This is a genomic window from Cupriavidus sp. C3SS-1 (assembly GCF_057073755.1).
The window spans coordinates 1,426,901-1,453,112 of record NZ_CP172699.1; the positions used below are offsets into that span (position 1 = coordinate 1,426,901).

The following is a 26,212-nucleotide window of genomic DNA, read 5'->3' on the forward strand; positions in this document are numbered from 1 at the left end:
TGGCGAATTGCGCCAGGGCGGAGAGGGGCATCGACGCACGCCGGCGCGATAAAGCTGTGGCAGGGGAAGTAAAGCGGGAAGCGACTGGCGGTCCCGAAGGCGCCGCCAGTGCAGAGTGGATTCAGTGCGGGAACAGCGCCAGGAGGCCGTCCAGACCGACGTGATTGAAGGCAACGCTTGCCTGGGCGCGCACGATGGGCTTGGCGCGGAAAGCCACCGAGAGGCCGGCCACGGCCATCATCTTGAGGTCGTTGGAGCCGTCGCCCATGACGATGGCCTGGTCAGGCGTGGCGCCGATCTGCGCGCACACTTCCTGCACGGTGCGCGCCTTGACGTCGGCATTGACGATTTCGCCGACCACGTTGCCCGTGAGCTTGCCATCGACGATTTCCAGCGTGTTGGCGCGCGTCACGTCGAGCTTCAGGCGTGCCCTGAGCTTCTCGGTAAAGTGGACAAAGCCACCCGACACCAGCAGCGTGCGCAGGCCCAGCGCCTGGACGGTCTGCAGCATGCGCTCGGCGCCCGGCGACAGGCGCAGGCGCTCTTCGTAGACGCGGTCCAGTACGCTGGCGTCCAGCCCCTTGAGCAGGGCGACGCGGCGGCGCAGGCTTTCGTTGAAGTCGGTGATCTCGCCGCGCATGGCGGCTTCGGTGATGGCGGAAACCTCGGCCTTCAGCCCGCAGAAATCGGCGATCTCGTCGATGCACTCGATCGTGATCAGCGTGGAGTCCATGTCCATGGCCACCAGGCGGAAGTCCGACAGGCGGGGGCCGGCCTGCACGACGGCCCAGTCGATTGCGCGCGGACCGCAGTAGTCGTCCAGCGTGTCGCGCAGCGCCGGGGTAAGCGGGGCGCAATCTTCGGCAGCCGCCACGGTTTCGCTGCGCAGCACGGGCTCGGAGGCGCGCGCGAAGGCGCGGATGGCGGTCAGGTCGTCGGAAGCGAGCGGGCGGGTACTCTGGAGAATCAGGGGCATGACAGCAGCAGGCGGATCAGGGCGGCGCGCCGGAGGGCGGGACGGCAAAGGCGACATTGTAATCGCTGATCAGGTTCCCGCCCGCGGCCCGAAGAGAGCCGGCACTGTGCCATGGTCATGTAGGCTGCCATCGGGTTGGACAATGAGCGCACGCCATTCACAAGCGCCGGCTCGTCCACATAACAGTCGAGGGCTTCTTCAGCCCACCCGCAAGCTGTCAACGACCTTATGGAGGAATGCCTCGCACGCCGCCATCTGTTCCAGCGAGACAAACTCGTCCGGCTTGTGCGCCTGCTGGATATCGCCGGGCCCGCACACCACCGCCGGAATCCCCGCGCGCTGGAACAATCCCGCCTCGGTGCCGTAGGCCACCTTGCTGGTCTCGCGATCTCCGGTGAGCGCGCGCACGAGTTGCGTAATGGCTTCCTGCTCGGCCACATCCAGCGATGGCGCGGCGGCGATCTTGCTGATGACGAGGTCAGTGTCCGCGTGTTCGGCCCGCATCTTTGGCAGCAACACGTCGCTGGCGTACGACGCGATGCGCGCGAACAGCGCCTCGGGATCGACCCCGGGCAGGTTGCGGAACTCGAATACGAACTCGCACAGCGCGGGGATGGTATTGAGCGCGATGCCGCCCTGGATCGTGCCGGTCTGCGCGGTGGTGAAGGGAACGTCGAAGGCCTGGTCGTAAGGGCCATTGGCCTTGAATTCATCGGCGATGTCGCGGATGAAGCAGATCAGCCGTGCGGCGTACTCGATCGCATTGACGCCGCGCGGCGTGAGCGACGAGTGCGCGGCCTGGCCCCTGACGCAGCAGCGGTAGGCATTGATGCCCTTGTGCGCGACGATCACGCGCATGCTGGTGGGCTCGCCCACGATGCAGCCGGCCGGCCGCACGCCGCGCTCGCGCAATTCGGCGAGCAGGTAGGGCGCACCCATGCAGCCGATCTCTTCGTCGAACGACAGCGCGTAATGCACGGGCTGGCGCAGCTTCGCGTCGAGCAGCGTAGGCAGCAGCGCGAGACTGGTGCCGATGAAGCCCTTCATGTCGCAGGTGCCCCGGCCATAGAGCTTGCCGTCGCGCACCACGGGCTTGAACGGATCGGTGGACCAGTTCTGGCCGTCCACCGGCACCACGTCGGTGTGGCCGGACAGCACGATGCCGCCGTTGGTTTCGCCGCTGGCGGCGGGCACCGTGACAAACAGGTTGGCCTTGTCGCGCTGGGTGTTGTAGCTCAGGTGGGGCCGCAGTCCTTTCGCGAGGAAGTGGTCCCGCACGGATTCGATCAGTCCCAGGTTGGAATGGCGGCTGGTGGTGTCGTACGCCACCAGCCGCTGCGTCCATTCCAGCGCGCTGCCACGCGGCGCGATGGCTTCGGGGGCGGAAATCTTGCATTTGATATCGGCTTGCATGGGGCGGGGGCGGCGTGGACCGATGGGTGAAGTACCCGATGCTACACCCGCCGCGGCCGGCGGGCCAGACGCCCTGCAGCACCGACTATGCGAGCGCGCGCAGCGTCAGCTTGATGGTCTGCGCGCGGATGGCCACGTCTGGCATCTTGGCCTCGATGCGCAGCTTGTCCTGCCCGGCAAGCTTGATATGGCGGTTCTTCTGGACCAGCTCGATGATCCTGAGCGCGTCGATCGGCGGGTTCGGAACGAACTGCACGCTGATCGCCGCCTCACTCGCATCGATCTTGCGCACGCCCAGCGGCGCCGCGGCGATGCGCAGCCGGTGCGTTTCCACCAGCGCCTGTGCCTGCGGCGGCATGCGGCCGAAGCGGTCGATCAGCTCCTCCTGGATGTCGTCCACGCGGTCCGGGGCTTCGCAGTTGGCCAGGCGCTTGTACAGCGACAGGCGTTCATGCACGTCGGCGCAATAGTCGTTGGGCAACAGCGCGGGCGTGCCGAGGTTGATCTCGGTGGTCGCAGCGAGCGGCGCCATCAGGTCCGGCTCCTTGCCGGCCTTGAGCGCCTTGACGGCCGCGTTGAGCATGTCGGTGTAGAGCTGGAAGCCGATCTCGTGGATCTCGCCCGACTGCTTGTCGCCGAGCACTTCGCCGGCGCCGCGGATCTCCAGGTCATGCATGGCCAGGTAGAAGCCCGAACCCAGCTCCTCCATCTGCTGGATGGCCTCGAGCCGGCGCCCCGCCTGCTTGGTCAGGCCGTCCACGTCATGCACCAGCAGGTAGGCATAAGCCTGGTGGTGCGATCGCCCGACCCGTCCGCGCAGCTGGTGCAGCTGTGCCAGGCCAAATTTGTCGGCGCGGTGGATCAGGATGGTGTTGGCGGTCGGCACGTCGATGCCGGTCTCAATGATGGTGGTGCACAGCAGGATGTTGTCGCGCCGCGAAACGAAGTCGCGCATCACGCGCTCCAGCTCGCGCTCGTGCATTTGGCCGTGCGCTACCGCAATGCGCGCTTCCGGCACCAGTTCGGCCAGCCTGGCGCGCTTGTTCTCGATGGTCTCGACCTCGTTGTGCAGGAAGTAGACCTGCCCGCCGCGCTTGAGCTCGCGCAGGATGGCCTCGCGGATCACGCCGTCTTCCTCGCGCCGCACGAAGGTCTTGATGGCCAGCCGCTTCTGCGGAGCCGTGGCGATCACGGAAAAATCGCGCAGGCCCTCCAGCGCCATGCCCAGCGTGCGCGGGATCGGCGTGGCCGTCAGCGTCAGCACGTCGACCTCGGCGCGCAGCGTTTTCAGCGCTTCCTTCTGCCGCACGCCAAAGCGGTGTTCCTCGTCGATGATGACGAGCCCCAGCCGCTGGAACTTCACCTCGTCCGAGAGCAGCTTGTGCGTGCCGATCACGATATCGACCGCGCCCTCGTTGATCTGCTTTACCGCTGCGTCGATTTCCTTCTTGGTCTTGAAGCGCGACAGCTCGACGATGCGCACCGGCCATTCGGCAAAGCGGTCCGACAGCGTCTGGAAATGCTGTTCGGCCAGCAGCGTGGTCGGCGCCAGCATGGCCACCTGCTTGCCGCCGAGCACCGCCACGAAGGCGGCGCGCAGCGCGACCTCGGTCTTGCCGAAGCCCACGTCGCCGCACACCAGGCGGTCCATCGGCTTGCCCGAGGTCATGTCGGCGATCACGGCGGCAATGGCGGCGGCCTGGTCGGGCGTTTCCTCGAAGCCGAAACTCTCGGCGAAGGTCTCGTAGTCCTTGGGCGAGAGCGGGAAGGCAAAGCCCTCGCGGGCGGCGCGGCGCGCATACAGGTTCAGGAGTTCGGCGGCGGTGTCGCGGATCTGCTGCGCGGCCCGGCGCTTGGCCTTGTCCCACTGGCCCGAGCCCAGGTGGTGCAGCGGCGCGGTTTCCGGATCGGCGCCGGAGTAGCGCGAGATCACATGGAGCTGGTGCACCGGCACGTACAGCTTGCTGCTCTTGTCGTACTCCAGGTGCAGGAATTCCTCTTCCCCCTGGCCCAGGTCGAGCGACACCAGGCCGTGGTAGCGGCCGATACCGTGCTCGCTGTGCACCACCGGGTCACCGATCTTCAGCTCGGCCAGGTCACGCACCATCGAATCGACGGCGGTGGCCTGCTCCTGCTTGCGGCGTCCGGCACGGCGCGCGGTGCCGGCGTAGAGCTCGGCCTCCGTCACGAAGGCCAGCTTTGCATCCGGCAGCACGAAGCCGCTGTGCAGCGGCGCCACGGCAATGCTGAAATGCGATTCGCCGGCCAGGAAGGCGGCAAAGTCGTCCACTTGCTGCGGACGCAGGCCGCTTTCGGCGAAGAGCTGCAGCAGGGTCTCGCGGCGGCCGGCGGTGTCGGCGCACATCAGCACGCGCGTGGCCTTGTCGAGCAGCAGCGATTCGAGGTTCACGAGCGGGTCTTCCGCGCGCCGGTTCACCGAGACGTCGGGCACGCTCGCGGCGAAGGCGGGCTGGTCCGCGGCGGATTCTGCCTGCAGCACCAGCCGTGCGAGCGGCTTGGCTGCGATGAAGAACTGCTCCTCGGACAGGAACAGCTCGGACGGCGGCAGCAGCGGACGCTCGCGGTCATGCCGCATGAAGTCGTAGCGCGGCGTGGTGTCGGCCCAGAAGCGGCGGATCGCTTCGTCGACCTTGCCGACGAAGGCGAGCTGGGTCTCGGCCGGCAGGTAGTCGAACAGCGTCGCGCTGGACTCGAAGAACAGCGGCAGGTAGTACTCGATGCCCGCGGAAGGCACGCCGTTGCCGATGTCCTTGTAGATCGGCGACTTGGTCGGATCGCCTTCGAACACCTCGCGCCAGCGGCCGCGGAATGCGGTGCGCGCGGCTTCGTCGAGCGGGAATTCGCGCCCCGGCAGCAGGCGCACTTCCTTGACCGGGTACAGGCTGCGCTGGGTGTCCGGATCGAACGCGCGGATGGTCTCGATCTCGTCGCCGAAGAGGTCGATACGGTACGGCAGCGCCGAGCCCATCGGGTACAGGTCGATCAGGCCGCCGCGCACGCTGTACTCGCCCGGCCGCATCACTGCGCTGACGTGCTCGTAGCCGGCCAGCGTGAACTGCGCCTTCAGCGCGGCCTCGTCCAGCCGCTCGCCCTGCTTGAAGAAGAAGGTGTAGGCCGCCAGGAAGGACGGGGGCGCGAGACGGTAGAGCGCCGTCGAGGCCGGCACCAGCATGACGTCGCACTGGCCGCCCTGGATATCGTGCAAGGTCGCCAGCCGTTCGGAGACGAGGTCCTGGTGGGGCGAGAAGCTGTCGTAGGGCAGCGTTTCCCAGTCCGGCAGCAGGCGCACGCGCAGTTCCGGCGCGAACCACGGGATTTCATCGGCCAGGCGCTGGGCGTCGACCGCGTTGGCGCACACCACGGCCAGCATCGGCACGCGGCCGCGATGCTGGCGCGCGTAGGCGGCCATGGCCAGTGCGTCGGCGGAGCCGTGCAGGCTGGCCACATTGTGGCGCAGCCCGGGCTTGACCAGGGGCAGGGTGGCGAAGGGAAAGGCGGGAGCGGCGTCAGGCATCGGGGCAGCGGTCGGGAAGACGACAACGAACGGCAACGCCCCGCCGGCAGCGCGGGCGGGGGTATGGCGTGCGCCGCATGCCGTGGCGGCATGGCGGCAAACAAGGGCCGTATTATAGAATGCGCTCCGGTCCTGGCGCTGCCGCCGCCATGCCGTCCCCAACGCATTTCCACTTGATTCCGATCCTGTGCCAGACCGCCGCTTCGCCCTGATTCCCTGTGCCGGTACCGGCAGCCGCGCCGGTGGCCCCGTGCCCAAGCAATACCAGCCCATCGCCGGCCGGCCCATGATCTGGTACGCGCTGGCGGCGTTCTCGGCCTGTGACGCCATCAGCGCCACGGCGCTGGTGCTGGCGCCTGACGACATGCCGCTGGAGTCGCGCTTCGGCGCCGGCGTTTTTGCCGGCCTGCGCTTCGATACGGCCTTTGTCGGCGGCGATACGCGCCATGCCTCGGTCCTGGCAGGCCTGCATCACCTGGCGCAGCTTGGCGCCGTCGACACCGACTGGGTGCTGGTACACGACGCGGCCCGTCCGGGGCTGACGCCGGCGATGATCCATACGCTGGTGCGCTCGGTGGAAAGCGATGGCGACGATGATCCCGATGCCGCCATCGGCGGCATCCTGGCGGTGCCCGTGCCCGATACGCTCAAGCGCGCCGACGCCGGCACGCGCATCGGCACCACGGTGCCGCGCGACGGGCTCTGGCAGGCCCAGACGCCGCAGATGTTCCGGCTTGGCGTGCTGCGCCAGGCCCTGCAGGACGCGCTGGCCGCCGGCGCCGTGGTGACCGACGAGGCCAGCGCGATCGAACGGCTGGGCCTGCATCCGCGCCTGGTCAACGGTTCGCTGCGCAATTTCAAAGTGACCTATCCCGAAGATTTCGCGCTGGCGGAGGTGCTGCTAGGCACCGCGCCGGCGCGCTCGGCCGATTCAGGAGCCTGATCGATGATGCCATTTGATATCCGCGTGGGGCAGGGCTATGACGTCCACGCGCTCGTGCCCGGCCGCAAACTGATCCTGGGTGGCGTGCATATTCCGCATGACCGGGGATTGCTCGGGCACTCCGATGCCGATGCGCTGCTGCACGCCATAACCGACGCGCTGTTCGGCGCGGCTGGGCTCGGCGATATCGGGCGGCATTTCCCGGACACGGATGCGCAGTTCGCCGGCGCGGACAGCCGCGTGCTGCTGCGCGAAGCCGCGCGGCGTGTGCGCGAGGCCGGCTACGAGATCGGCAATGTCGATGCCTCGGTCATCGCGCAGCAGCCCAAGCTGGCACCGCATATCGCGGGCATGGTGGCGAACATTGCAGCGGATCTCGGCGTGCCGGCGGCGCGCTGCAACGTCAAGGCAAAGACCAACGAGAAGCTGGGTTTCGAAGGGCGCCAGGAAGGCATCGTGGCGCAGGCCGCGGTCCTGATCTGGCGCGGCGCGGCCACCGGCGCGCAGGACTGAGCGGGACCGGCGACCGCCGGCGTTGGCGGTCGCCGCTTATGCCTTGGCTGGCGCCGGTGCGTTCTCGGGCGTGATGCCGTAGCTGTAGTCGATCAGCCGGGCCATTGCGCCGGTGCGGGCACCGGCCTCGGTTCGCTTGGCGAATCCCATCTGCTGGCACAGGCGGTTGGCGGAGCCCATTTCCGGCATGGTTCTCACCAGCAGGGTGGGCGCGCCGATATCGCGTGCGCGCTGGATGCAGATCTGCATCAGCGTATGGCCCAGCCCCAGTCCCCGGGCCTGCGGGCTCACGGAAAGCAGCCGGGCCTCCGGCTGGGTCAGCGTGATGGTGCTGCCGTCCAGCGCCGGCAGCGTCGCGCCGGGATGGCAGAACAGCACGGCGCCCGCAATGCCGTGTTCGGTCTCGGCCACCCACCATTCCATGTCGGGGTGGCTGGCGGCAAGCACGGCCTGCATGCCGCGCTGGAAGGAGGCGCGGCAGTCCTCCATGATCTCGAGTTCGTACTGCGAATAGGCCTGCTGCGTGACCGCGGCAATATCGCCCCAGTCCTGTACGGTGGCCAGACGGTAGTGGAAGCGCGGGGAAGTCGGTGAAGGCAGGATGCTCATGGTGCGGGGGCGGATGCCTGAGTGCATTGTCCTGCCTCGATTGTAGGCCGTTCGCTGCACGAGTGGAGCGGTCAGGGCCGGCAGCGGTTGCACCGTGCAAACAGCCGGCCAACTCCCACTGGGAAGCGGCCGGCCGTTGTGGTAACGATGGCCGCCTTACTGGGCGGCGATCACGTTGGCCGCCGCGGCAATCACCGCGGCGATGCGGCCGACGTCGCGCAATTGCTGCGCGGTCATGCCTTGCTCGTTCTTGAGCAGCTGGTAGTGCGACTTCACGCAGAAATGGCACTTGCCGATGATCGAGGCGGCCAGCGCGTACATTTCGAAGCGGCGCTTGTCCACGCCGCCGTGGGTCGCGTACGCGTTCATGCGCAGGCCGGCCGGCTGGCTGGCCAGGTCCGGATCATCCGCCATTTCGATGTACGGATACCAGGTGTTGTTCATGCCCATCAGCGCGGCAGCGGTGAGCGCGCCATTGACTTCCTCGGCCGACAGCACGTTGGCGTTGCGGATCGCATCCACCAGCACCTTGCTCTGCGCGGCGAACGCGGCGGCCAGCGCCACGCCGACGGCGTCGTTGCCCTCCAGCGAAGAGCGTGCAATCGTGCCGTCGACGTTCAGGCGAATGTCCTTGGCGTAGTCGGGGATGAGATTCTTAATCGTGCTAAGGAATTCCATTTAATTCTCCTATCGATCGGGGCTCAAAAAACCCGCCTCTGCGGGTTTGGGGCGGAGGGGGGTGCCCCTCCGCGGGTCGCCGAGAATTACCGGCAACCTTGCAGCGATTACAGCGTTGCGCCGCCGACGGCACGGTTGCACGGGCACAGTTCGTCCGTTTGCAGACCGTCCAGGATACGCAGCACTTCGTCCGGGTTGCGGCCGACGTTCAGGTTGTTCACCGAAACGTGCTGGATCACGTTGTCCGGGTCGACGATGAAGGTCGCGCGCAGCGCCACGCCGGCGGCGTGGTCGCGCACGCCCAGCTGGTCGATCAGCGAACCGGTCACGTCGGCGAATTGCCACTGGTCCAGCTTGTTCAGGTCCTTGTGCTCGCGGCGCCATGCCAGCTTCACGAACTCGTTGTCGGTCGAGCCGCCCAGCACGATCGCGTCGCGGTCGGCAAAGTCGCCGTTCAGCTTGGCGAAGGCCACGATTTCGGTCGGGCACACGAACGTGAAGTCCTTCGGGTAGAAGTAGATGATCTTCCACTTGCCTTCGAACGACTTTTCGGTGATGTCTTCGAAAGCCGACTGGCCGTTTTCCTCATGGTTGTTGAAACCCGGCTTGACACCAACGACGTGGAAGGCTTCGAGCTTGTCACCAACGGTCTTCATAGACTTTCTCCTGATACGGTTGAAGAGGGAGTGTGCAAATGCGATGAACCTGCCACTGGCCGGGGCCTGAGTCTCGGTGCACCGCGACAAGGCGAGATTATGCGCCAGCCCGCACTGCAGGGCTAATTGAAAATCTCAAACAGCCCGATAGGCGCGCGGCATGGCAATCCTAATCGTCGCGCATGACAACTTGCGAAGCGGGAAGTATGCCACGGCCAGCCCATGCGGGCCGGCGTGGCAAGAAGCGGCACAGCGGTATCAGGCGGGGCGCAGGGCCGGCTGGCCGCGCTGGGCGCGGAAGATGATGAGGGTCGCAACCAGGCCGCAGGCGGCGGCGAACATCAGCCACAGGCCCGGTGCGGCCTTGTTGCCGGTGGCATGGATCAGGTACGTGGAAATGGCCGGCGTGAAGCCGCCGAACAGTGCCGTGGCCAGGCTGTAGGCGAGCGAGAAGCCCGCGGTGCGCACGGCCGGCGGCATGACTTCGGTCAGCGTGACAACCATTGCGCCGTTATAGCTGCCGTACAGGAAGGACAGCCACAGTTCCACCATCAGCAGGCGCGAGAACGAAGGTTCGGCCACCAGCCACGACACGGCAGGGTAGGCGGTCAGCAGCGTGGCGGCGGTAAAGAACACCAGCAGCGGCTTGCGCCCGATCCGGTCGGACACGGCGCCCATCAGCGGCAGCCAGATGAAGTTCGACAGGCCCACGCACATCGTGACGATGAGGTTGTCGACGTCGTCGAGCTTGAGCACCGTCTTGCCGAACGTGGGCGTGTAGGCGGTGATCATGTAGAACGACACCGTGGTCATCACGACCATCATGCAGCCGGCCACGATGATGCGCCAGTTCTCGGCCATGGAGCGGTAGATCTCGCGCATGCTCGGGCGATGCTTGCGGGTCTTGAATGCCTCGGTCTCTTCGAGCGAACGGCGGATCAGGAACAGGAACGGCACGATCAGGCAGCCAATCAGGAACGGCACGCGCCAGCCCCAGTCATCCATTTGCTGCGGCGCCAGCGTGGCGTGCAGGACCACGCCGAGCAGGCCGGCGAAGATCACCGCCACCTGCTGGCTGGCCGATTGCCAGCTCACGTAAAAGCCTTTGCGGCCCGGCTTGGCAATCTCCGACAGGTAGACCGAGACGCCGCCCAGTTCCACGCCGGCCGAGAAGCCCTGCAGCAGGCGCCCCGCGAGTACCAGCAATGGCGCAGCCACGCCGATCGAGGCATAGCCCGGCACGCAGGCGATCAGCAGCGTGCCCGCCGCCATCAGCGCCAGCGTGACGATCAGGCCCTTGCGGCGGCCGTGATGGTCGATGTAGGCGCCCAGCACGATGGCGCCCAGCGGGCGCATCAGGAAGCCGGCGCCGAAGGTCGCCAGCGACAGCATCAGCGAGGCGAACTCGTCGCCGCTGGGGAAGAATGTCCTGGCAATGGCGGCGGCATAAAAGCCGTACACCATGAAGTCGTACATTTCCAGGAAGTTGCCGCTGACCACGCGGAACACGGTCTTGAACCCGTGCTGCTGGCCGGAGGATTGGGAGGTCTCTGACATGGCTGTCTCTCTCGGACGACGCCGGTGGGTTCCGGCGCATGATTGTTCGGTGAGCCAGCCAGGCGTGGGGTAGGAGACAGCAGGCAATGCCATGGCTGGGGAGATGCGTTTGCATCGGCCCTGCTGACCGGCGCCAGTGTGCGCCGCGGCGCTGTCATTGACCTGTCAAATACCTTACGGATACCTATCAGCAGCTGTCGAAAACCTGTCAGCGGACAGGCGTATCGCTGCGGGTGTGCGGTGAGTGCCGCGTCATCAGGCGCGGCGGAAGCAGGCGCTGACGACCAGGCCGGTATCCGGCGCGGAGCGGTTGGACAGCACCAGCCTTCCGCCGTTGCGCTGCAGAATGCGGTTGACGATCGACATGCCAAGGCCTGCTCCCTTGGCTTCGCTGCGCGCGCTGTCCAGGCGGTAGAACGGCCGCGTCAGCAAGGAAAGCTGCGCCTCCGGCACGCCCTTGCCGTTGTCCGCCACGGTGAGCACGGCGTCCTTGTCGTCGAGCTTCGTCGTGATCTCGACTTCGGCGATGCCGGTTTCGTCGTCCTTGGCATAGCGGCGCGCGTTCTCGACCAGGTTGTCGAGGATGCGCTGGACCTCCATGCGATTGGCCACGGCCATGACCGGCTCGGTCGCGTGCACCGCCACGCGCACATCGTCATGCGCCGCATAGACGCCCACGGCATCGTTGACCAGCGCCGACAGGTCCACGGGCTCGACCATATCGAGGGGCGGCCGTGCGTAGTTCAGGAACTGGCCGATGATGGCGTCCATCTGCTCGATGTCGGTGATCATCGCGTCGCGCGTGGCGCTGTCCGCCGGCGACATCTCGGTTTCCAGGCGCAGGCGCGTGAGCGGCGTGCGCAGGTCGTGGGAGATGCCGGCCAGCATCACCGCGCGGTCGTCGTCGAGCTGGCGCAGGTCGCGCACCATCTGGTTGAAGCTATGGTTGGCCACAGCGACTTCACTGGCGCCATGCTCGGGCAAGTAGGGCGGGTCGCCACCCGCGCCGATATCGCGCGCGGCATTGGCCAGGCGCTTGAGCGGATAGTTGACGCGCGCGGTAATGAACGCGGCGCCGATGATCGACAGCAGCAGCGCGGCAATACTCCACCACAACCACTGGATGCCGGACACCCGTTCGAACCGTTCGGGGCTGATCGCCACCCAGTAGTCGTCGCCCTCGATCTCGAAGCTGACCCACACACCGGGAATGTCGTTGACGGTGGTGGCCAGCACCGTGTCCTCGCCCAGCCGGCTGCGGATCTCCTGCTGCACCAGCTGCGTCAGGAACGGGTTGGCGGTCGGCGCGGCGAAATCGTCATCCTTTTCGCGCGGATAGACCTTGATGCCTTCGTTCTGCACCAGGTCGAGCAGCAGGAACCGGCGCCGCGCCGGGTCCGAATAGAGCAGGGCCGCGCGCGTGAGCTTGACCACGCTGACAACCTGCATGGCGATCTGCTGCGCGCGCGGGGCGCGCTCGAACAGCCGGTAGCTCTGGAACCAGATGCCCAGCGAAATGGCCAGCAGGAGCGCGATCAGCATGAAGGTTCGCCAGAACAGCGAACCAAAGAAACGCGTGGCCGTACGGCCAATGACGGTCGGCACGATGGTGAGCGGCCGACTGTCTTACTTCACGCCATCTGGAATGAACACGTAGCCCAGGCCCCATACCGTCTGGATGAAGCGCGGGTTGCTCGGGTCGGGCTCGATCAGCTTGCGCAGGCGCGAGATCTGCACGTCCAGGCTGCGGTCGAACACTTCGTATTCGCGGCCGCGCGCCATTTCCATGAGCTTCTCGCGCGACAGCGGCTGGCGCGGATGGCGGGCAAACACCTTGAGCACGGAGAACTCGCCCGTGGTCAGGGTGATTTCCTCGTCGTTCTTGGTCAGCGTGCGGGTGGCCAGGTTCAGCACGAAATCGCCGAAGGCAAAGGTCTCGGGCGTTTCCGACGGCGCGCCAGGCACTTCGGCGGGCCCCTTGCGGCGCAGCACGGCGTGGATGCGCGCAATCAGTTCGCGCGGGTTGAACGGCTTCGGCAGGTAGTCGTCGGCGCCCATCTCCAGGCCGACGATGCGGTCTACATCCTCGCCCTTGGCGGTCAGCATGATGATCGGCGTCTGGTCGTTGGCGCCACGCAGCCGGCGGCAGATGGACAGGCCGTCTTCGCCGGGCATCATCAGGTCAAGCACCAGGAGGTCAAAGCGCTCGCGCAGCCAGAGCTTGTTCATGGCGGTGGCATTCTCCGCCACCAGTACCGTAAAACCCTGTTCGCCAAGATAGCGGCGCAGCAGATCGCGCAGGCGCGGGTCGTCGTCCACGACGAGAATCTTGTGGCTGGTATTTTCCATGGCGGTATCTTAGCGACTATCGCTTTCGCTCAAAATGGCTTAACAAAACGTTACATACTTTACCCTGTGGTATGGCAGCGTGCACGAACCATGCCATTACACTGCCATACCGTCTTTCGTGCCCTGCATCATTATCCGGTTGACGCGGGTATTGCCACCGGATTATCTGCGGCCAGCCGCAAATTGCATTGCGGCGTTTGCACGGACGGGGTACCGAATTTTCCGGCTTCGAGCAGTCAGACGGCTGCAAATCCCGAAGCCAAAAACGCCATTATCGATGAAAGTGAACCGTAACCGGCATGGGCTGACCTTGCACGGCGCCGTCGGCGCCTGTCTGGTGCTCGTCGGTACGGCGCTGTGGCTGTGCGCGGCGCCGCGGCCGGCCCACGCCCAGTCGGCCGGCATGGCCAATCTGCTGCAGGGCCATGAGCGCCCATCCACCCACGCCAGCGACCCGGGGGCAAGCCAGCGCGAGGCGCGCACCCGCGCCGAACGCCATCGCGCCGAGCAGCGCGAGGCCGAGCGCAGCAGCCACCAGGGCCGCTCCGGCTCCAGCCTGTCGCCGGACGAGCGCCGCAAGCTGCGCCAGAACCTCTACGATCTCGGCCGCGAAATGTACCGGGGCAGCTGACGCCGCCCGGCGCTTCGCGCGCTCAGTCCTGCGGCTGGAAGTGGCGCAGGAAATCCACGAACACCTCGGCGGCAAGCTGCGCATCTTCAGCGGTGATGGTTTCCAGCGGGTTGTGGCTGATGCCGCCGTTCCCGCAACGCACGAACAGCATGGCGACGTCGGTGATGCGCTGCATCATCATCGCATCATGGCCCGCGCCGGAGGGCAGCTCAAAGGCAGGCAGGCCGCGCTTGCGCAGCACTGCGCCGAACTGGTCCATCAGCCAGCGCGCGCACGGCGCGTTCTGCACCGGCCTGACCCGGTCCACGTGGGCGGACAAACCGCGCCGCGCGGCGATCTGCCGGATGCCGGCGACGATGTCGGCAATGGCGGCCTCGCGAATGCCATCCTCTCCCGCGCGGATGTCCATCGAGAAGGTACAGGCCGCCGGAATGACATTGCTCGAGCCGTCGGGTATCTGCAGCTGGCCGACCGTACCGACCAGTGTTGGCACCGCGCTGCACCGCGTTTCGACCAGCAGGATCATCTCGGCGGCGCCTGCGGCGGCGTCGCGGCGCATCCCCATCGGTGTCGTGCCGGCATGGCTGGCCTGTCCCTCGACCCGCACCTGGAAGCGGCTGCTGCCGGCGATCTGGGTCACGACGCCGAGCGCCAGGCCCTTGTCCAGCAGGACCGGCCCCTGTTCGATATGGACTTCCACAAAGCCGAGCAAGGCGGCCGAATCCACGGCGGCGGCCTGCAGTGCCGCGAGTTCGCCATGGCCCGGCAGGCCGGAGGCCGCGAGCGCTTCGCGCATCGTCACGCCGTCGGCGTCCGTCCTGGCCAGCAGCGCCGGATCGAAGCGCCCGGCGAGCACGCTGCTGGCCAGGAAACTCGTCTTGAAGCGCAGGCCTTCCTCTTCGGCGAAGCCGACGACGTCGAGATGGTAGGGCAGGCGGATGCCTGCCGCGTGGAGCGCGCCCACCACCGCGATCGGAAGCAGGATGCCCAGGCGCCCGTCATAGCGGCCGCCATTGCGCACGGTGTCGAAGTGCGAGCCGGTCATCAGCACGCGCGCGTCGCCGCCGGCAGCGGGGTCGGCGGCATACCGGCCGATCACGTTGCCGATGGCATCGATGCGCACCTGCATGCCGGCCGCTTCCATCCACTGCGCCAGCAGGGCCTGGGCGGATCGGTGGGCGGGTGTGAGGAATGCGCAGGCAAGCCCGCCCTCCAGGTCGGAGAATTGCGCGAGCGCTTCGGCGCGATCCAGGATGCTCTGTCCGAGCGGATGAAGGTTGTCGGTCATGGCTGGGGGTGCCATATGGCGCAAGGCCAGGGCAGATATTGGTGGCGGCCCCGCGTGCGGGCCGCCACATCGTTGATTTCAGCGGCCGGATTCAGCTATTGCGCAGCCATGTCTTCCAGGCGATCCACAGCTTGCGCAGCGGGGTCAGCGCGATGCGCTGGTTCAGCACCTGGAAGTCACTGCGTTCGATTTCGTCGAGCAGGGCGTGGTAGATGGCCCCCATCAGCAGGCCGGCGCGCTGGGCGCGGCGGTCCTGGCGCGGCAGCAGTTCCAGCGCTTCGCGGTACAGGGTGCGCGCGCGTCCGGCGTGGTACTGCATCAGCGCGACAAAGCGCTCGGAATGCTTGCCCTGCAAGATCTCGGAAGCTGGCACCTGGAATCGCTGCAGCGTATCCACGGGCAGGTAGATGCGGCCACGGCGCGCGTCCTCGCCGACGTCGCGCAGGATGTTGACCAGTTGCAGCGACAGCCCCAGCTTTTCGGCGAACACGAGCGTACGCGCCTCGGAGTATCCGAACAGCCGCGCGCTGAGCGTGCCGACCACGCCGGCTACGCAGTGGCAATAGCGGTTCAGGCCGGTCTCGTCGAGATAGCGCGTCTGGGCCAGGTCCATTTCCATGCCGTCCAGGACCTCGGACATCTCGGCATGCGGCAGGCCGGCGGCCTTGACGTGAGGCTGCAGCGCCTGCGTCACGGGGTGGGTCGGCTCGCCCTCGAAGAGACGGCGCAGTTCACCGCGCCACCAGTCGAGTTGCTGGTGGGCCAGTGCGGGGTCATGGGTGTCGTCGACCACATCGTCGACTTCGCGGCACCAGGCATACAGCGCCGTAATGGCGCGACGGCGTTCCGCGGGCAGGAACAGGAAACTGTAATAGAAGCTGGAGCCGCTCTGGGCGACCTTCTCTTGGCAATACTGATCGGGCGTCACGCCGGTCTCGGTCTGATGAGGTAGGGGAGGCGGGCGGGCCGGGCCTGATGCCAACGCCGCGGTCCGATGGGCGCCCGATGGCATGCGGCACGGGTGGTTGGTGTCCCCGCCTGCTGGCGTAGTTGGCGCCAGCGGAGCGCCGGATTGTAGCATTGCGTTATCACTAACCCGCTGGCTCCCTGGATGGGCAAGTCGCCGCTCGGGTGTACGCATGTCACGCTGTTCATCCGGTTGGAGGAAAGCTTCGGTAGCCATTCCGGCTGTTTCGTCGCAGGCCGTTTGACGCACCTGAGGGGGCTCGCTATATTGCTGACCGGCCAGTTATTTAACTGCCGGCCTTCATCCATCGCTTATAGTTTGTGTGCTATGGGGCGCTCAGGCCGGCTGCGCCAGCCTTTCCCACGTTGTCCGATTCGCTGCTTATCCATGCCAGTGCATTGCCAAATGCCGGAAGTTGCGGCCGTTCGTTCCCAGATTGTTCCTTGCTTCTCATTCAGGCCCCGGCTGGTCCGGCTGGGCGTTGTCGTCCTGGTCGGCGTGGCCTTCGCGCTGGCCGGCTGCGGCAAGAAGAGCGAGCCGGCGCCGGAAGTTCGGCCGGTGCGGTTGCAGCAACTGAGCCAGCACACGGGCAAGACCGCATTCGAGTTCTCGGGCGATGTCAGGCCACGCATCGAATCACGGCTGGGCTTCCGTGTGGGCGGCAAGATCGCGGCGCGGCTGGTCGACGTCGGCGCCATGGTGCGCAAGGGGCAGCCGCTGGCCCGGCTGGACCCGACCGACCTGTCGCTGGCCGAAGCCGGCTCGCGCGCCCAGTACGAGGCGGCCCGCACGGACCGCGACCTGGCCGCTTCCGACCTCAAGCGCTACAACGAACTCTTCGCCAAGGGCTTTATCAGCGCTGCCGAGCAGCATCGGCGCCAGGCCACCTTCGATGCCGCCGAATCCCGCGTCAAGCAGGCCTCGGCGGGATTGCGCAGCCAGGCCAACCAGACCGCCTATGCCGTACTGCTGGCCGATGCCGACGGCGTGGTGACCGCGGTGGACGCGGAGGTCGGCCAGGTCATCACCCCCGGTCAGCCGGTGATCCGCGTGGCACAGACCGCCGAAAAGGAAGTGGCCATCGGGCTCCCGGAAGACGAGGTCGAGCTGTTGCGAGGCACGACCGACGTGACGGTGCGCACATGGGCCGACCCCGGCCGCGCGCTGCCCGCACGCGTGCGCGAGATCGCCGCTGCCGCGGATCCCGTGACCCGCACCTACGCCACGCGCGTGTCGGTGCCCAACCCGCCGGCTGATCTCAAGCTCGGCATGACCGCTGTCGTGACCTTCGTGCGCACTGGCGCAGCGCCCGCAGTACGCGTGCCGCTGACCGCGCTGCTGCAGGAGCAAGGCCGCAACCAGGTCTGGATCTATGACCCGGCCGCCGGCACGGTCCGGCCGGTCCAGGTGACGCTGGGTGACCCGGTGGGCAACGAAATCGAAGTGCGCCAGGGCCTGGCCCCGGGGCAGACCATCGTCACGGCCGGCGTGCACTTGCTCAAGCCGGGGCAGAAGGTCAGGCCGATGCAGACCGTTGCGCCGGCCTCGGCGCCTGGGGCCGCTTCGGCGCCGCAGCAGGGTTGAGGCCGCGGCATGGATCATTCCCGCTTCAATCTGTCGCGCTGGGCCCTGGAACACCAGCCGCTGACGCGCTATTTGCTGGTGGTGCTGTTGCTGGCCGGCATGCTGGCATTTTTCCGCCTGGGCCAGGACGAAGACCCGCCGTTCACCTTCCGCGTGATGGTGGTGCAGGCGTTCTGGCCCGGCGCTACCGCCGAGCAGATCGCGGTGCAGGTCACCGACAAGATCGAGCGGCAATTGCAGGAAGTGCCGTACGCCGACAAGATCCGCAGTTTTTCCAAGCCGGGTGAGACCACGGTCATCTTCCAGCTCAAGGACACGTCTCCGGCCAAGGAGACGCCGCAGATCTGGTACACCGTGCGCAAGAAGATCGGCGACATCGCGCAAACGCTGCCGGCCGGCGTGCGCGGGCCGTACTTCAATGACGAGTTCGGCGACGTGTACGGCAGCATCTACGCGCTGTCGGCCGATGGCTTCAACTACAAGGAATTGCGCGAGTATGCCGACCTGGTGCGCCAGGAACTGCTGCGCGTGCCCGCCGTGGCCAAGGTGTCGCTGCTCGGCCTGCAGGACGAAAAGATCTACATCGAGTTCAACCAGGCACGGTTCGCCCAGCTCGGGCTCGACATCAATGCCATTGCCGACCAGATCACGCAGCAGAACAACCTGAACGGCAGCGGCGTGCTGGTCACGCCGACCGACAATCTGCAGGTGCGCGTGACGGGCCAGTTCGCCAGCGTGTCGGATCTCGAGAACCTGGTGCTGCGGGGACCGAACGGCATCGCCAATATCCGCCTGGGCGACATTGCGCATGTGTACCGCGGTTATGTCGATCCGCCGCAGAGCACCATGCGGTACAACGGCAAGAATGTCATCGGGCTCGGGATCTCGATGGCGAAGGGCGGCGACATCATCGAGCTGGGCAAGAACCTGCGCGGCGCGTTCGAACGCCTGCGCGGCCAGTTGCCGGTCGGCATCGAGATGGACCAGGTGCAGGACCAGCCGCAGGCCGTAAAGCGCTCGGTGGGCGAGTTCGTGCATGTGCTGATCGAGGCCGTGGTCATCGTGCTCGGCGTCAGCTTTGTCTCGCTGGGCCTGCATACGCGGCCGCTGCGGCTCGATGTGCGCCCCGGCCTGGTGGTGGCACTGACCATCCCGCTGGTGCTCGCGGTGACGTTCCTGTTCATGAACATCTTTGGCATCGGCCTGCACAAGATATCGCTGGGCGCGCTGATCGTGGCGCTGGGCTTGCTCGTCGATGACGCCATCATTGCCGTGGAGATGATGGTGCGCAAGCTGGAGGAGGGGCTGTCGAAGATGGAGGCCGCGACCTTCGCCTATACCTCCACGGCCATGCCGATGCTGACCGGGACGCTGATCACGGCTGCCGGGTTCCTGCCGGTCGGCCTGGCGAAATCCACGGTCGGCGAATACACCTTCGCCATCTTCGCCGTGACCGCTCTGGCCCTGGTGCTGTCATGGCTGGCGGCCGTCTATTTCACGCCTTACCTGGGCTACCTGCTGCTCAAGTCGCGGCCGGGAGGCGGCGAGCACCACGAGGTTTTCGATACGCCGTTCTACACGGGCTTCCGGCGCCTGGTGGACTGGTGCGTGACCTGGCGCAAGACCGTCATCGCGATCACCCTGGTGACGTTCGCGCTGGGCCTGTACGCATTCAAGTTCGTCGAGAAGCAGTTTTTCCCGGACTCGAGCCGGCCCGAGCTGATGGTCGAGCTGTGGATGCCGGAAGGCACCAGCTTTGCCCAGATGGAATCCGAAGCCAAGCGCTTCGAAGCCGCCATGCGCCAGGACCGCGACGTGCAGAGCCTGACCACCTTTGTCGGCAGCGGCACGCCGCGCTTCTACCTGCCGCTGGACCAGATCTTCCCGCAAAGCAACGTGGCGCAGGTGATCGTGATGCCGGTCAGCGCCGAAGCGCGCGACGCGCTGCGCCAGCGCGTGATCGCGGTGCTGAACAGCCAGTTCTCGCAGTTGCGCGGGCGTGTCAAGCTGCTGCCCAACGGGCCGCCGGTGGCGTACCCGGTGCAGTTCCGCGTGATTGGCCCCGACGCCGCCGGCGTGCGCCAGCTCGCCGACCAGGTCAAGGCGCTGATGCGCGCGAACCCCAACACGGTCGGCGTGAACGACAACTGGAATGAGAGCGTCAAGATGCTGCGCCTGGAGATCGACCAGGACAAGGCTCGTTCGCTGGGCGTGACCACCAGCTCGATCGCGCGCGTCATGCAGACGGTGCTGACCGGCATTCCGGTGGGTCAGTATCGCGACGGCGACAAGCTGATCGACATCATGATGCGCACGCCGCGCAACGAGCGCGACGCCATGTCCGACCTCGGCAATATCCAGGTGCCGACCAACACCGGCCGTGTCGTGCCGCTCACCCAGGTGGCGCGGCTGTCGCTGCGCTCCGAGCCGGGCGTGATCTGGCGCGAGAATCGCGACTTCGGCGTGACCGTGCAGGCGGATGTGGTGGACGGCATCCAGGGGCCCACCGTGACCGCGCAGATCGATCCGCTGCTCAACAAGCTGCGCGATCAGCTGCCGCCGGGCTATCGCATTACGGTGGCCGGTGCCGAGGAAGAGAGCGGCAAGGCGGGTGCATCGATCGCGGCGCAGTTGCCGCTGTGCATCTTCCTGATCTTCACGCTGCTCATGCTCCAGTTGCACAGCTTCTCGCGCACGCTGATGGTGTTCCTGACTGGCCCGCTCGGGCTGATCGGGGCCGCCGCCACGCTGCTGTTGCTGCGTGCGCCGATGGGCTTCGTTGCGCAGTTGGGCATCACGGCGCTGCTGGGCATGATCATCCGCAACTCGGTGATCCTGGTGGACCAGATCGAACAGGACGTCAAGGCCGGCGTGCCGGCGTGGAACGCCATTGTGGAAGCGGCGGTGCGGCGCTGCCGTCCGATCATCCTGACCGCCGCAGCTGCCGTGCTGGCCATGATCCCGCTGTCGCGCTCGCTGTTCTGGGGACCGATGGCCGTGGCCATCATGGGCGGACTGATCATCGCCACAGTCCTGACGCTGCTGTTCCTGCCGGCGTTGTATGCGGCATGGTTCCGGGTTGCGAAGCCGGAGGCGGGGGCGGGGGCGGTGACGGCTTGAGGCCGACTAATTGCAGAGCGTCCCCGGAACCGGCTTGCCCGAATTCGTCATGCCCTGGCAGGCATCGCCAATGATCAGCGTCGTGTCGCCGGCACTGCCCGGGGCCAGCTTCAGCTTGCCGGCAACCGTGCAGCAGCCACGCGGCGCAGGCACAGACATTGGTGCCGGCGCTGGCGCTGCGACCTGTGCTGCAACGGGAGCTGCAACGGGGGCTGCAACGGGCGCTGCAACTGGCGGAGCAACTGGAGCCGCCACGGGAGCCGGCGTTGCCGGTGCGGTGGTCCTTGGGGATGGAGTGGCCTTGGGCGCGGTGGCGTCCGCCTGCTCGTCCGCATCAGGGGACACGCATTGGCCCTGCTGGCAAATCCGTTCCCCTTTGCATTGCATGTCGTACTGACAACCAGCAGCCCTGGCCGTCGATGACCATGCAAGCGCCATCGAGGCTGCCAACAGCAAGGCACGTAATTTCATATCCCCTCCGTGCGGGGCGGAAGCGCTCCGCAAATCGCGCTGCTCTCTGCAAGCATGCGTTGCGCGTCCCACGACTTCAGCATAGATGGCGGACCACCATCGCGAAAGGCGACGCACATGAGGGCTTGCACTATGTCATCGGGGCGGGGGTGGATTCCCCCCGGCGCTTGCGCTACAATCCGCTGCTTCGTTGCACAGCCGGCGCGCAAGCGCGGCAAGCGGGCGATGCGAGAAGGCGGGCAGTTCCAGCCGCCTTTTTTGCTTTCGCGCGCCATGGCTGCAACGTGCATCGTGGCCACCGTCCGGCGGCCGCAAGGACCGCGAGGGTGGCGAAATTGGTAGACGCACCAGGTTTAGGTCCTGACGCCAGCAATGGTGTAGGGGTTCGAGTCCCCTCCCTCGCACCAATCCCTTCTTTTCAAGTGGCGAAAGGCTGACTTCCCGGCCTGCCGCGGCACACGGCCGCCTTTCCCGGCACCTCGGCTTAGAATGATCCTGCTCCGCCCGCCCGCGTCACGCGAAAGGATCTTGCCATGTGCTATTCCTCCCAGATTCAGGCCGAGTTCCGCAGGTTCGAGCGCGAATACGGCGCGTCGATCAGCATGGAGCGCTTCGTGGAACTGTTCTGGCAGCAGCGCCGCAGCGGCGGCTGGCAGCGAATCCCCAAGGCGCTGCGCATGGCGTTTGCCGAGGCAGGCACGGACGCTTCGCTTGTCGAGGGCGGCGACCGGGAGCAGGCCAACCGGTTCGAGTCGGAGATCTTCCAGCAGCGCACGCGTCTTGCGGAGGCGGAGCGTGCGCTGGCCGCGCGCCCGACCAAGAAGGCCGAGACTGACCGGCGCATTTCGACGGACAAGATCACCCGGGCCCAGCAGAACCTTGCGGACCTGCAACGGCCGGCGCTGACCGAGCAGGATTACCGCCTCTTTCCGGGCTACTACGCCCCCGTGATCATCGTGCAGGGCGATCATCGGGTGGTGGTGCCGATGCGCTACCAATGCCGCCTGCCTGGCTGGACGGAAGCCGACGAACGCAAGCGGCCCGGCACCTACAATGCGCGCCGCGACAACCTTGAGCGCGTCTGGCGCCCGTTGTTCGGGCATCGCCACGGCGTGGCGGTGATGACCGCGTTCTACGAGCACGTGCCGCGTCACAAGGCGGAACGTCGCGCGCTGCGGCCGGGCGAGGCTGAGGAGAGCGTCATCCTGGCATTCCATCCGCGCCCGCCGCAGGACATGCTGGTGGCGTGCCTGTGGTCGGTGAGTCCTGGCGAGGAGGCTGGGCAGGACCTGTACTCGTTCGCCGCCATTACCGACGAGCCGCCGCCGGAAGTGGCCGCCGCCGGACACGACCGCTGCATCATTCCTATCCGTCCCGAGCATCTCGACGCGTGGCTTGACCCCGATGCCTCGGACCTGGCTGCGATGCATGCCATCCTGGACGATCGCCAACCGCTATTCTTCGACTGCAAGCTGGCCGCCTAGCGTGCTGGCATCCAGCGATGCGCGGCAAGCCAGGCGAGCCGTTAGCATGCGGAATCATCGAGATCACTACGCCACCCCATGAGTCCCAACCCCGCTTTCCGGCTGTCGCCGCGCATCTGGCGCCTGCTGTTCTGGCTGTGTGTGATCGCCGTGCTGGTGCTGGCGCTGATGCCGCCCACGCAGCCGATGCCGACTACGGGCTGGGACAAGGCCAACCACGTGCTGGCCTTCGTGGTGCTCGGTGGGCTAGGCCGGCGGGCTTATGGGCGCCAGCGTACGGCGGTGCTGCTGGCGCTGGTGGGATATGGCGTCCTGATCGAATTGCTCCAGGGCATGACGACGTACCGCGACGCGGATCCGGCGGACGTGCTGGCTGATTCGATCGGTCTGCTGGCTGCTCTGGCGCTGGATTGGCTTCTCGCCTGGGCTGGTCGGTTGCGTACCGGCGCTTCCCGCGGTTAGCCTTCTTCCGCTTCGAGCACGAAGCTGGCGCCACTGTCCTGCCCGAGCAGTTCCTTGAGCACCGGCATGGCTTCCTGCAACGATTCCTTGAGCCGCCATGGCGGGTTGACGATGAACATGCCGCTGCCATGCAGGCCAAGTCCGCCGGCCACGGGATGCTTGACGGTCAGGCTGACGTGGAGCCAGCTCTTGAGCGGCAGGTTCTTCAACTGCACCGGAAGCTGGATCGATTCGCGGCGCTGGACCTGCGGGTACCAGACGGCGTAGACGCCGGTTGCGAAGCGTTGCAGCCCGTCGCGGACGGTCTGCAACGTGCGCGCGTAGTCCTGCTTGTCTTCATAGGACGGGTCGATCAGGACCAGCGCGCGCCGCGGGGGCGGCGGCAGGATCGCGTTGATGCCGCCAAAGCCGTCACCGTCGTAGAGCATGACCTTGCGGCCGGCGCCGCGGAAGTTGTCGCGCAGCACCTGGATCTCCGTGCTGTGCAGTTCGAACAGGCGCAGGCGGTCCTGGTCGCGCAGCATCTGCCAGGCAAGCCAGGGCGACCCTGGATAGTGACGAAGGTTTCCGTCCGGATTCAGTGCGCGCACCTGGTCCAGATACGCGTCCAGCATGGGCGGCAGCGAGGTGCCGCCGGCGGCGGCGCGCCACAGCGGCGCGATGCCGGTTTCGAACTCGGACTTCTTCTGCGCGTAGGCATGATCCAGCGCATACAGGCCGGCGCCCGCGTGGGTGTCGATGTACCAGAACGACTTGTCTTTCTGCGTCAGGTGCTCGAGCAACTGCACCACGACGGCGTGCTTGAGGACATCGGCATGGTTGCCGGCATGGAAGGCGTGACGATAGGACAGCATGGCGGATCAGCGCGGGGCGGCGGCCGGGACGGCCGTGCCGGATTCAGGACGGGGCGCTATGCTACCATCCGCCGCGAGTCGCCCCCTGGCTCTTTTCCTGCTTCTGTCCTGTCTATGCCGCGTGCACTCGAGCCCGCCGAGCCTGTCCTGTCTGCCGAAGGCACCCCTTGTTCCCCGCGTTACGACGACGTCTGCCACAGTGCGGAAGGCGGCCTCGCGCACGCGCATCACGTTTTCCTTGCCGGCAACGCGCTGCCACGGGCGTGGGCCGGGCGGGAGCAATTCGTCATCATCGAGACCGGCTTCGGCCAAGGGCTGAACTTCCTGGCAACGTGGCGGGCCTGGCGCCAGGATCGCCGGCGCTGCGCCCGCCTGCATTTCGTTTCAATCGAGAAGCATCCGCTTACGCGCCACGGGCTGGCGCAACTGCACGCCGGGCTGGATGAACTGCGGCCGCTCTCCGGCCAGCTTCAGGCTGCGTGGCCCGATGCGCTGCCCGGTCTGCACCGGCTTGCTTTCGAGGATGGCGGCGTGATCCTGACGCTGGCGCTTGGCGATCTCGAGACTCTGCTGCCCAAGCTGGTGGCCGGCGCCGATGCGTTCTATCTGGACGGTTATGCCCCGGCACGCAATGCGGATACGTGGTCGCCCAAGGTGTTCCGCGGACTGGCGCGCCTGGCGCGGCCGGGTGCCACGCTTGCGGCGCATGCGGCGGGCGGCTCCGTGCATCGGGGGCTTCAGGAAGTCGGGTTCGACGCGCGCCTGGCGCCGGGATCCGGGGACAAGCCGGACATGACCGTTGCCACGTTCCGTCCGGCATGGAAAGTCAGGCGGCATGCGCCGGCAGCTGCCGCAGACTGGAACGACCGGCATGCCATCGTGATCGGCGCGGGGCTGGCCGGCTGCGCCATGGCGGAGCGGCTGGCTTCGCGCGGCTGGCGGGTGACGCTGCTGGACGCCCACGACGGCCCGGCCAGGCAGACATCGTCCCATCGCGCTGCCGCCATGCACGCGCACATATCGGCCGACGACAGCCTGTTGTCCCGCTTGTCGCGCGCGGGCAACCAGTACGCGTTGCGTGCCTGGGCGGCGCTCGCTGCTGCCGGCCATCCGGTCGGCTGGCATGGGTGCGGGGTGCTCCAGATCGGCGAGAACGAAGCGGAAGCCGAAGCGCAGCGTGCAGCGCTTAAAGCACTCGGTTTGCCCGAGTCCTTCGTACGCTGGATGACGCCTGAGGAAGCGGCGGCGCATCACCGCGCCGGCGTGGCGCGCGGCGGACTCTGGTTCGCCCAGGGCGGCTGGGTCGCGCCGCCGGATATCTGCAACGCGCAACTGCGCCGCGCGGGCGATGCCGTCCATGCGAGGTTCGGCGTGCGCGTGGATCGCGTCCGCAGGCAAGACCGGGCGTGGGAGGCCGTCGGGCACGATGGCGCAATCCTGGCATCGGCCCCCGTCATGGTCCTGGCTAATGCCCACGAAGCACCACGGCTGGTCCCGATGCGGCACCAGGTGGTGCGTCGTGTTCGGGGGCAGCTCACGACGCTATCGCAGGAGCAGGTTGGCGCCCTCGGGCAATGGCCCGACTGCGTGGTGACTGGGGCAGGGTACCTGTTGCCGGTGGCAGAAGATGGCCGTGGCCGGGTCGGTTCCAGCTATGAGGCGGATGAAGGGCCACTGGTCGCGCGGGCGCACGTCCACGCAGAAAATCTGGATCGGCTGGCCGGACTGCTGCCCGCGACCTCCGAGGAAATCGGACGGCTGGACGCCAGCGGGATGGAGGGGTATGTCGGCGTGCGTACCGTTTCGCACAACCGGCTGCCTTTGATTGGTCCGATGCCGGATGAGGCAGCGGCAGCAGCGTCGGCCTCGGCATTGCGCGGAGGGCACTTGCGCGATATTCCACGCCTGCCTGGGCTTTACGCTGCACTTGCATATGGCTCGCGCGGCCTCACATGGGCCGCATTGGGTGCGGAACTCCTGATCAGCCAGATCGAGGGTGAGCCCCTTCCGCTGGAAGCCGACCTGGCCGACGCCGTGGATCCCGCGCGCTTGCTCCTTCGCGCGTTGCGCCACGGGCTGGTCATCGATGCGGAACAGCATTCTGGCGGTACCTCAGGGTAAA

At 66.8% G+C, this 26,212-nt stretch carries 22 protein-coding genes and 1 tRNA gene; 10 read left to right on the top strand and 13 right to left on the bottom strand.

Features of this window, described 5'->3' with window-relative positions; genetic code table 11:
* Window positions 1-121 precede the first annotated feature (121 nt).
* The 3 genes from serB to mfd form a co-directional block, all read right to left on the bottom strand.
* Window positions 122-976: a phosphoserine phosphatase SerB gene (serB, locus tag ACIGJC_RS06640; protein ID WP_483711215.1), complete on the bottom strand. Its 855-nt coding sequence runs from the start codon at window positions 974-976 to the stop codon at window positions 122-124.
* Window positions 977-1,174: 198 nt separating this feature from the next.
* Window positions 1,175-2,389, bottom strand: coding sequence for an acetylornithine deacetylase (gene argE, locus ACIGJC_RS06645; RefSeq protein WP_483711216.1), 1,215 nt, complete (start codon window positions 2,387-2,389; stop codon window positions 1,175-1,177).
* Between the two features lie 85 nt (window positions 2,390-2,474).
* On the bottom strand, window positions 2,475-5,924 hold the full coding sequence (gene mfd, locus ACIGJC_RS06650; protein WP_483711217.1) for a transcription-repair coupling factor: 3,450 nt from the start codon (window positions 5,922-5,924) through the stop codon (window positions 2,475-2,477).
* Window positions 5,925-6,111: 187 nt separating this feature from the next.
* Between mfd and ispD the strand changes: the two genes are divergently transcribed.
* Together ispD and ispF are read left to right on the top strand one after the other, a co-directional pair.
* On the top strand, window positions 6,112-6,867 hold the full coding sequence (ispD, locus tag ACIGJC_RS06655) for a 2-C-methyl-D-erythritol 4-phosphate cytidylyltransferase (protein WP_483711218.1): 756 nt from the start codon (window positions 6,112-6,114) through the stop codon (window positions 6,865-6,867).
* 3 nt (window positions 6,868-6,870) lie between these two features.
* Window positions 6,871-7,380, top strand: coding sequence for a 2-C-methyl-D-erythritol 2,4-cyclodiphosphate synthase (gene ispF, locus ACIGJC_RS06660; protein WP_483711219.1), 510 nt, complete (start codon window positions 6,871-6,873; stop codon window positions 7,378-7,380).
* Window positions 7,381-7,416: 36 nt separating this feature from the next.
* Here the strand turns inward: ispF and ACIGJC_RS06665 are convergent, their stop codons facing one another.
* The 6 genes from ACIGJC_RS06665 to ompR form a co-directional block, all read right to left on the bottom strand.
* Window positions 7,417-7,989, bottom strand: coding sequence for a GNAT family N-acetyltransferase (locus tag ACIGJC_RS06665; protein ID WP_483711220.1), 573 nt, complete (start codon window positions 7,987-7,989; stop codon window positions 7,417-7,419).
* Window positions 7,990-8,145: 156 nt separating this feature from the next.
* Window positions 8,146-8,667, bottom strand: coding sequence for a carboxymuconolactone decarboxylase family protein (locus tag ACIGJC_RS06670; RefSeq protein WP_483711221.1), 522 nt, complete (start codon window positions 8,665-8,667; stop codon window positions 8,146-8,148).
* 107 nt (window positions 8,668-8,774) lie between these two features.
* Window positions 8,775-9,323, bottom strand: a complete 549-nt coding sequence (locus ACIGJC_RS06675) for a peroxiredoxin (RefSeq protein ID WP_483711222.1) — start codon at window positions 9,321-9,323, stop codon at window positions 8,775-8,777.
* Between the two features lie 258 nt (window positions 9,324-9,581).
* The gene (tcuC, locus tag ACIGJC_RS06680) at window positions 9,582-10,880 is read right to left on the bottom strand and encodes a tricarballylate/proton symporter TcuC (protein ID WP_483711223.1); all 1,299 of its coding nucleotides are present in this window, start codon (window positions 10,878-10,880) and stop codon (window positions 9,582-9,584) included.
* Between the two features lie 255 nt (window positions 10,881-11,135).
* Complete coding sequence (locus ACIGJC_RS06685) at window positions 11,136-12,485, bottom strand: ATP-binding protein (protein WP_483711224.1); 1,350 nt, start codon at window positions 12,483-12,485, stop codon at window positions 11,136-11,138.
* Window positions 12,486-12,506: 21 nt separating this feature from the next.
* Window positions 12,507-13,229: an osmolarity response regulator transcription factor OmpR gene (gene ompR / locus ACIGJC_RS06690; protein WP_010810107.1), complete on the bottom strand. Its 723-nt coding sequence runs from the start codon at window positions 13,227-13,229 to the stop codon at window positions 12,507-12,509.
* Between ompR and ACIGJC_RS06695 the strand changes: the two genes are divergently transcribed.
* Together ACIGJC_RS06695 and ACIGJC_RS06700 are read left to right on the top strand one after the other, a co-directional pair.
* Complete coding sequence (locus tag ACIGJC_RS06695; RefSeq protein ID WP_483711225.1) at window positions 13,212-13,523, top strand: hypothetical protein; 312 nt, start codon at window positions 13,212-13,214, stop codon at window positions 13,521-13,523. The two genes, ompR and ACIGJC_RS06695, sit on opposite strands and share 18 nt — an antisense overlap.
* The gene (locus ACIGJC_RS06700) at window positions 13,507-13,860 is read left to right on the top strand and encodes a hypothetical protein (protein WP_483711226.1); all 354 of its coding nucleotides are present in this window, start codon (window positions 13,507-13,509) and stop codon (window positions 13,858-13,860) included. Before ACIGJC_RS06695 ends, ACIGJC_RS06700 begins: the two co-directional genes overlap by 17 nt.
* A 22-nt stretch (window positions 13,861-13,882) precedes the next feature.
* Here the strand turns inward: ACIGJC_RS06700 and ACIGJC_RS06705 are convergent, their stop codons facing one another.
* Window positions 13,883-15,148: a Zn-dependent hydrolase gene (locus tag ACIGJC_RS06705; RefSeq protein WP_483711227.1), complete on the bottom strand. Its 1,266-nt coding sequence runs from the start codon at window positions 15,146-15,148 to the stop codon at window positions 13,883-13,885.
* A gap of 91 nt (window positions 15,149-15,239) precedes the next feature.
* Entirely contained in the window at window positions 15,240-16,076 is an 837-nt protein-coding gene (hpnD, locus tag ACIGJC_RS06710) for a presqualene diphosphate synthase HpnD (protein WP_483711228.1), read from the bottom strand.
* 426 nt (window positions 16,077-16,502) lie between these two features.
* Here hpnD and ACIGJC_RS06715 point away from each other — a divergent pair, with 426 nt between their 5' ends.
* The gene (locus ACIGJC_RS06715) at window positions 16,503-17,699 is read left to right on the top strand and encodes an efflux RND transporter periplasmic adaptor subunit (protein ID WP_483711229.1); all 1,197 of its coding nucleotides are present in this window, start codon (window positions 16,503-16,505) and stop codon (window positions 17,697-17,699) included.
* Window positions 17,700-17,708: 9 nt separating this feature from the next.
* Window positions 17,709-20,819: an efflux RND transporter permease subunit gene (locus tag ACIGJC_RS06720; protein ID WP_483711230.1), complete on the top strand. Its 3,111-nt coding sequence runs from the start codon at window positions 17,709-17,711 to the stop codon at window positions 20,817-20,819.
* Between the two features lie 6 nt (window positions 20,820-20,825).
* Here ACIGJC_RS06720 and ACIGJC_RS06725 read toward each other — a convergent pair whose 3' ends face one another.
* A complete protein-coding gene (locus ACIGJC_RS06725) occupies window positions 20,826-20,978 on the bottom strand; it encodes a hypothetical protein (RefSeq protein WP_483711231.1) in 153 nt (50 codons plus the stop codon).
* A gap of 632 nt (window positions 20,979-21,610) precedes the next feature.
* Between ACIGJC_RS06725 and ACIGJC_RS06730 the strand changes: the two genes are divergently transcribed.
* The 3 genes from ACIGJC_RS06730 (at window position 21,611) to ACIGJC_RS06740 (ending at window position 23,236) form a co-directional block, all read left to right on the top strand.
* Window positions 21,611-21,697, top strand: a tRNA-Leu gene (locus ACIGJC_RS06730).
* 126 nt (window positions 21,698-21,823) lie between these two features.
* A complete protein-coding gene (locus ACIGJC_RS06735) occupies window positions 21,824-22,774 on the top strand; it encodes an SOS response-associated peptidase family protein (protein WP_483711232.1) in 951 nt (316 codons plus the stop codon).
* Between the two features lie 78 nt (window positions 22,775-22,852).
* Entirely contained in the window at window positions 22,853-23,236 is a 384-nt protein-coding gene (locus tag ACIGJC_RS06740; protein ID WP_483711233.1) for a VanZ family protein, read from the top strand.
* Here ACIGJC_RS06740 and ACIGJC_RS06745 read toward each other — a convergent pair.
* A complete protein-coding gene (locus tag ACIGJC_RS06745) occupies window positions 23,233-24,090 on the bottom strand; it encodes a 23S rRNA (adenine(2030)-N(6))-methyltransferase RlmJ (RefSeq protein ID WP_483711234.1) in 858 nt (285 codons plus the stop codon). The genes ACIGJC_RS06740 and ACIGJC_RS06745 overlap by 4 nt on opposite strands.
* Before the next feature lie 114 nt (window positions 24,091-24,204).
* Here ACIGJC_RS06745 and mnmC point away from each other — a divergent pair, with 114 nt between their 5' ends.
* On the top strand, window positions 24,205-26,211 hold the full coding sequence (gene mnmC / locus ACIGJC_RS06750; protein WP_483711235.1) for a bifunctional tRNA (5-methylaminomethyl-2-thiouridine)(34)-methyltransferase MnmC2/FAD-dependent 5-carboxymethylaminomethyl-2-thiouridine(34) oxidoreductase MnmC1: 2,007 nt from the start codon (window positions 24,205-24,207) through the stop codon (window positions 26,209-26,211).
* The last annotated feature ends 1 nt before the right edge of the window (window position 26,212 follow it).

Bases quoted from the DNA above. Each gene is read 5' to 3' on its own strand.
- serB (WP_483711215.1), bottom strand. From the start codon at position 976: ATGCCCCTGATTCTCCAGAGTACCCGCCCGCTCGCTTCCGACGACCTG.
- argE (WP_483711216.1), bottom strand. From the start codon at position 2,389: ATGCAAGCCGATATCAAATGCAAGATTTCCGCCCCCGAAGCCATCGCG.
- mfd (WP_483711217.1), bottom strand. From the start codon at position 5,924: ATGCCTGACGCCGCTCCCGCCTTTCCCTTCGCCACCCTGCCCCTGGTC.
- ispF (WP_483711219.1), top strand. From the start codon at position 6,871: ATGATGCCATTTGATATCCGCGTGGGGCAGGGCTATGACGTCCACGCG.
- ACIGJC_RS06665 (WP_483711220.1), bottom strand. From the start codon at position 7,989: ATGAGCATCCTGCCTTCACCGACTTCCCCGCGCTTCCACTACCGTCTG.
- ACIGJC_RS06670 (WP_483711221.1), bottom strand. From the start codon at position 8,667: ATGGAATTCCTTAGCACGATTAAGAATCTCATCCCCGACTACGCCAAG.
- ACIGJC_RS06675 (WP_483711222.1), bottom strand. From the start codon at position 9,323: ATGAAGACCGTTGGTGACAAGCTCGAAGCCTTCCACGTCGTTGGTGTC.
- tcuC (WP_483711223.1), bottom strand. From the start codon at position 10,880: ATGTCAGAGACCTCCCAATCCTCCGGCCAGCAGCACGGGTTCAAGACC.
- ompR (WP_010810107.1), bottom strand. From the start codon at position 13,229: ATGGAAAATACCAGCCACAAGATTCTCGTCGTGGACGACGACCCGCGC.
- ACIGJC_RS06700 (WP_483711226.1), top strand. From the start codon at position 13,507: ATGAAAGTGAACCGTAACCGGCATGGGCTGACCTTGCACGGCGCCGTC.
- ACIGJC_RS06705 (WP_483711227.1), bottom strand. From the start codon at position 15,148: ATGACCGACAACCTTCATCCGCTCGGACAGAGCATCCTGGATCGCGCC.
- ACIGJC_RS06715 (WP_483711229.1), top strand. From the start codon at position 16,503: ATGCCAGTGCATTGCCAAATGCCGGAAGTTGCGGCCGTTCGTTCCCAG.
- ACIGJC_RS06720 (WP_483711230.1), top strand. From the start codon at position 17,709: ATGGATCATTCCCGCTTCAATCTGTCGCGCTGGGCCCTGGAACACCAG.
- ACIGJC_RS06725 (WP_483711231.1), bottom strand. From the start codon at position 20,978: ATGTCTGTGCCTGCGCCGCGTGGCTGCTGCACGGTTGCCGGCAAGCTG.
- ACIGJC_RS06735 (WP_483711232.1), top strand. From the start codon at position 21,824: ATGTGCTATTCCTCCCAGATTCAGGCCGAGTTCCGCAGGTTCGAGCGC.
- ACIGJC_RS06740 (WP_483711233.1), top strand. From the start codon at position 22,853: ATGAGTCCCAACCCCGCTTTCCGGCTGTCGCCGCGCATCTGGCGCCTG.
- ACIGJC_RS06745 (WP_483711234.1), bottom strand. From the start codon at position 24,090: ATGCTGTCCTATCGTCACGCCTTCCATGCCGGCAACCATGCCGATGTC.
- mnmC (WP_483711235.1), top strand. From the start codon at position 24,205: ATGCCGCGTGCACTCGAGCCCGCCGAGCCTGTCCTGTCTGCCGAAGGC.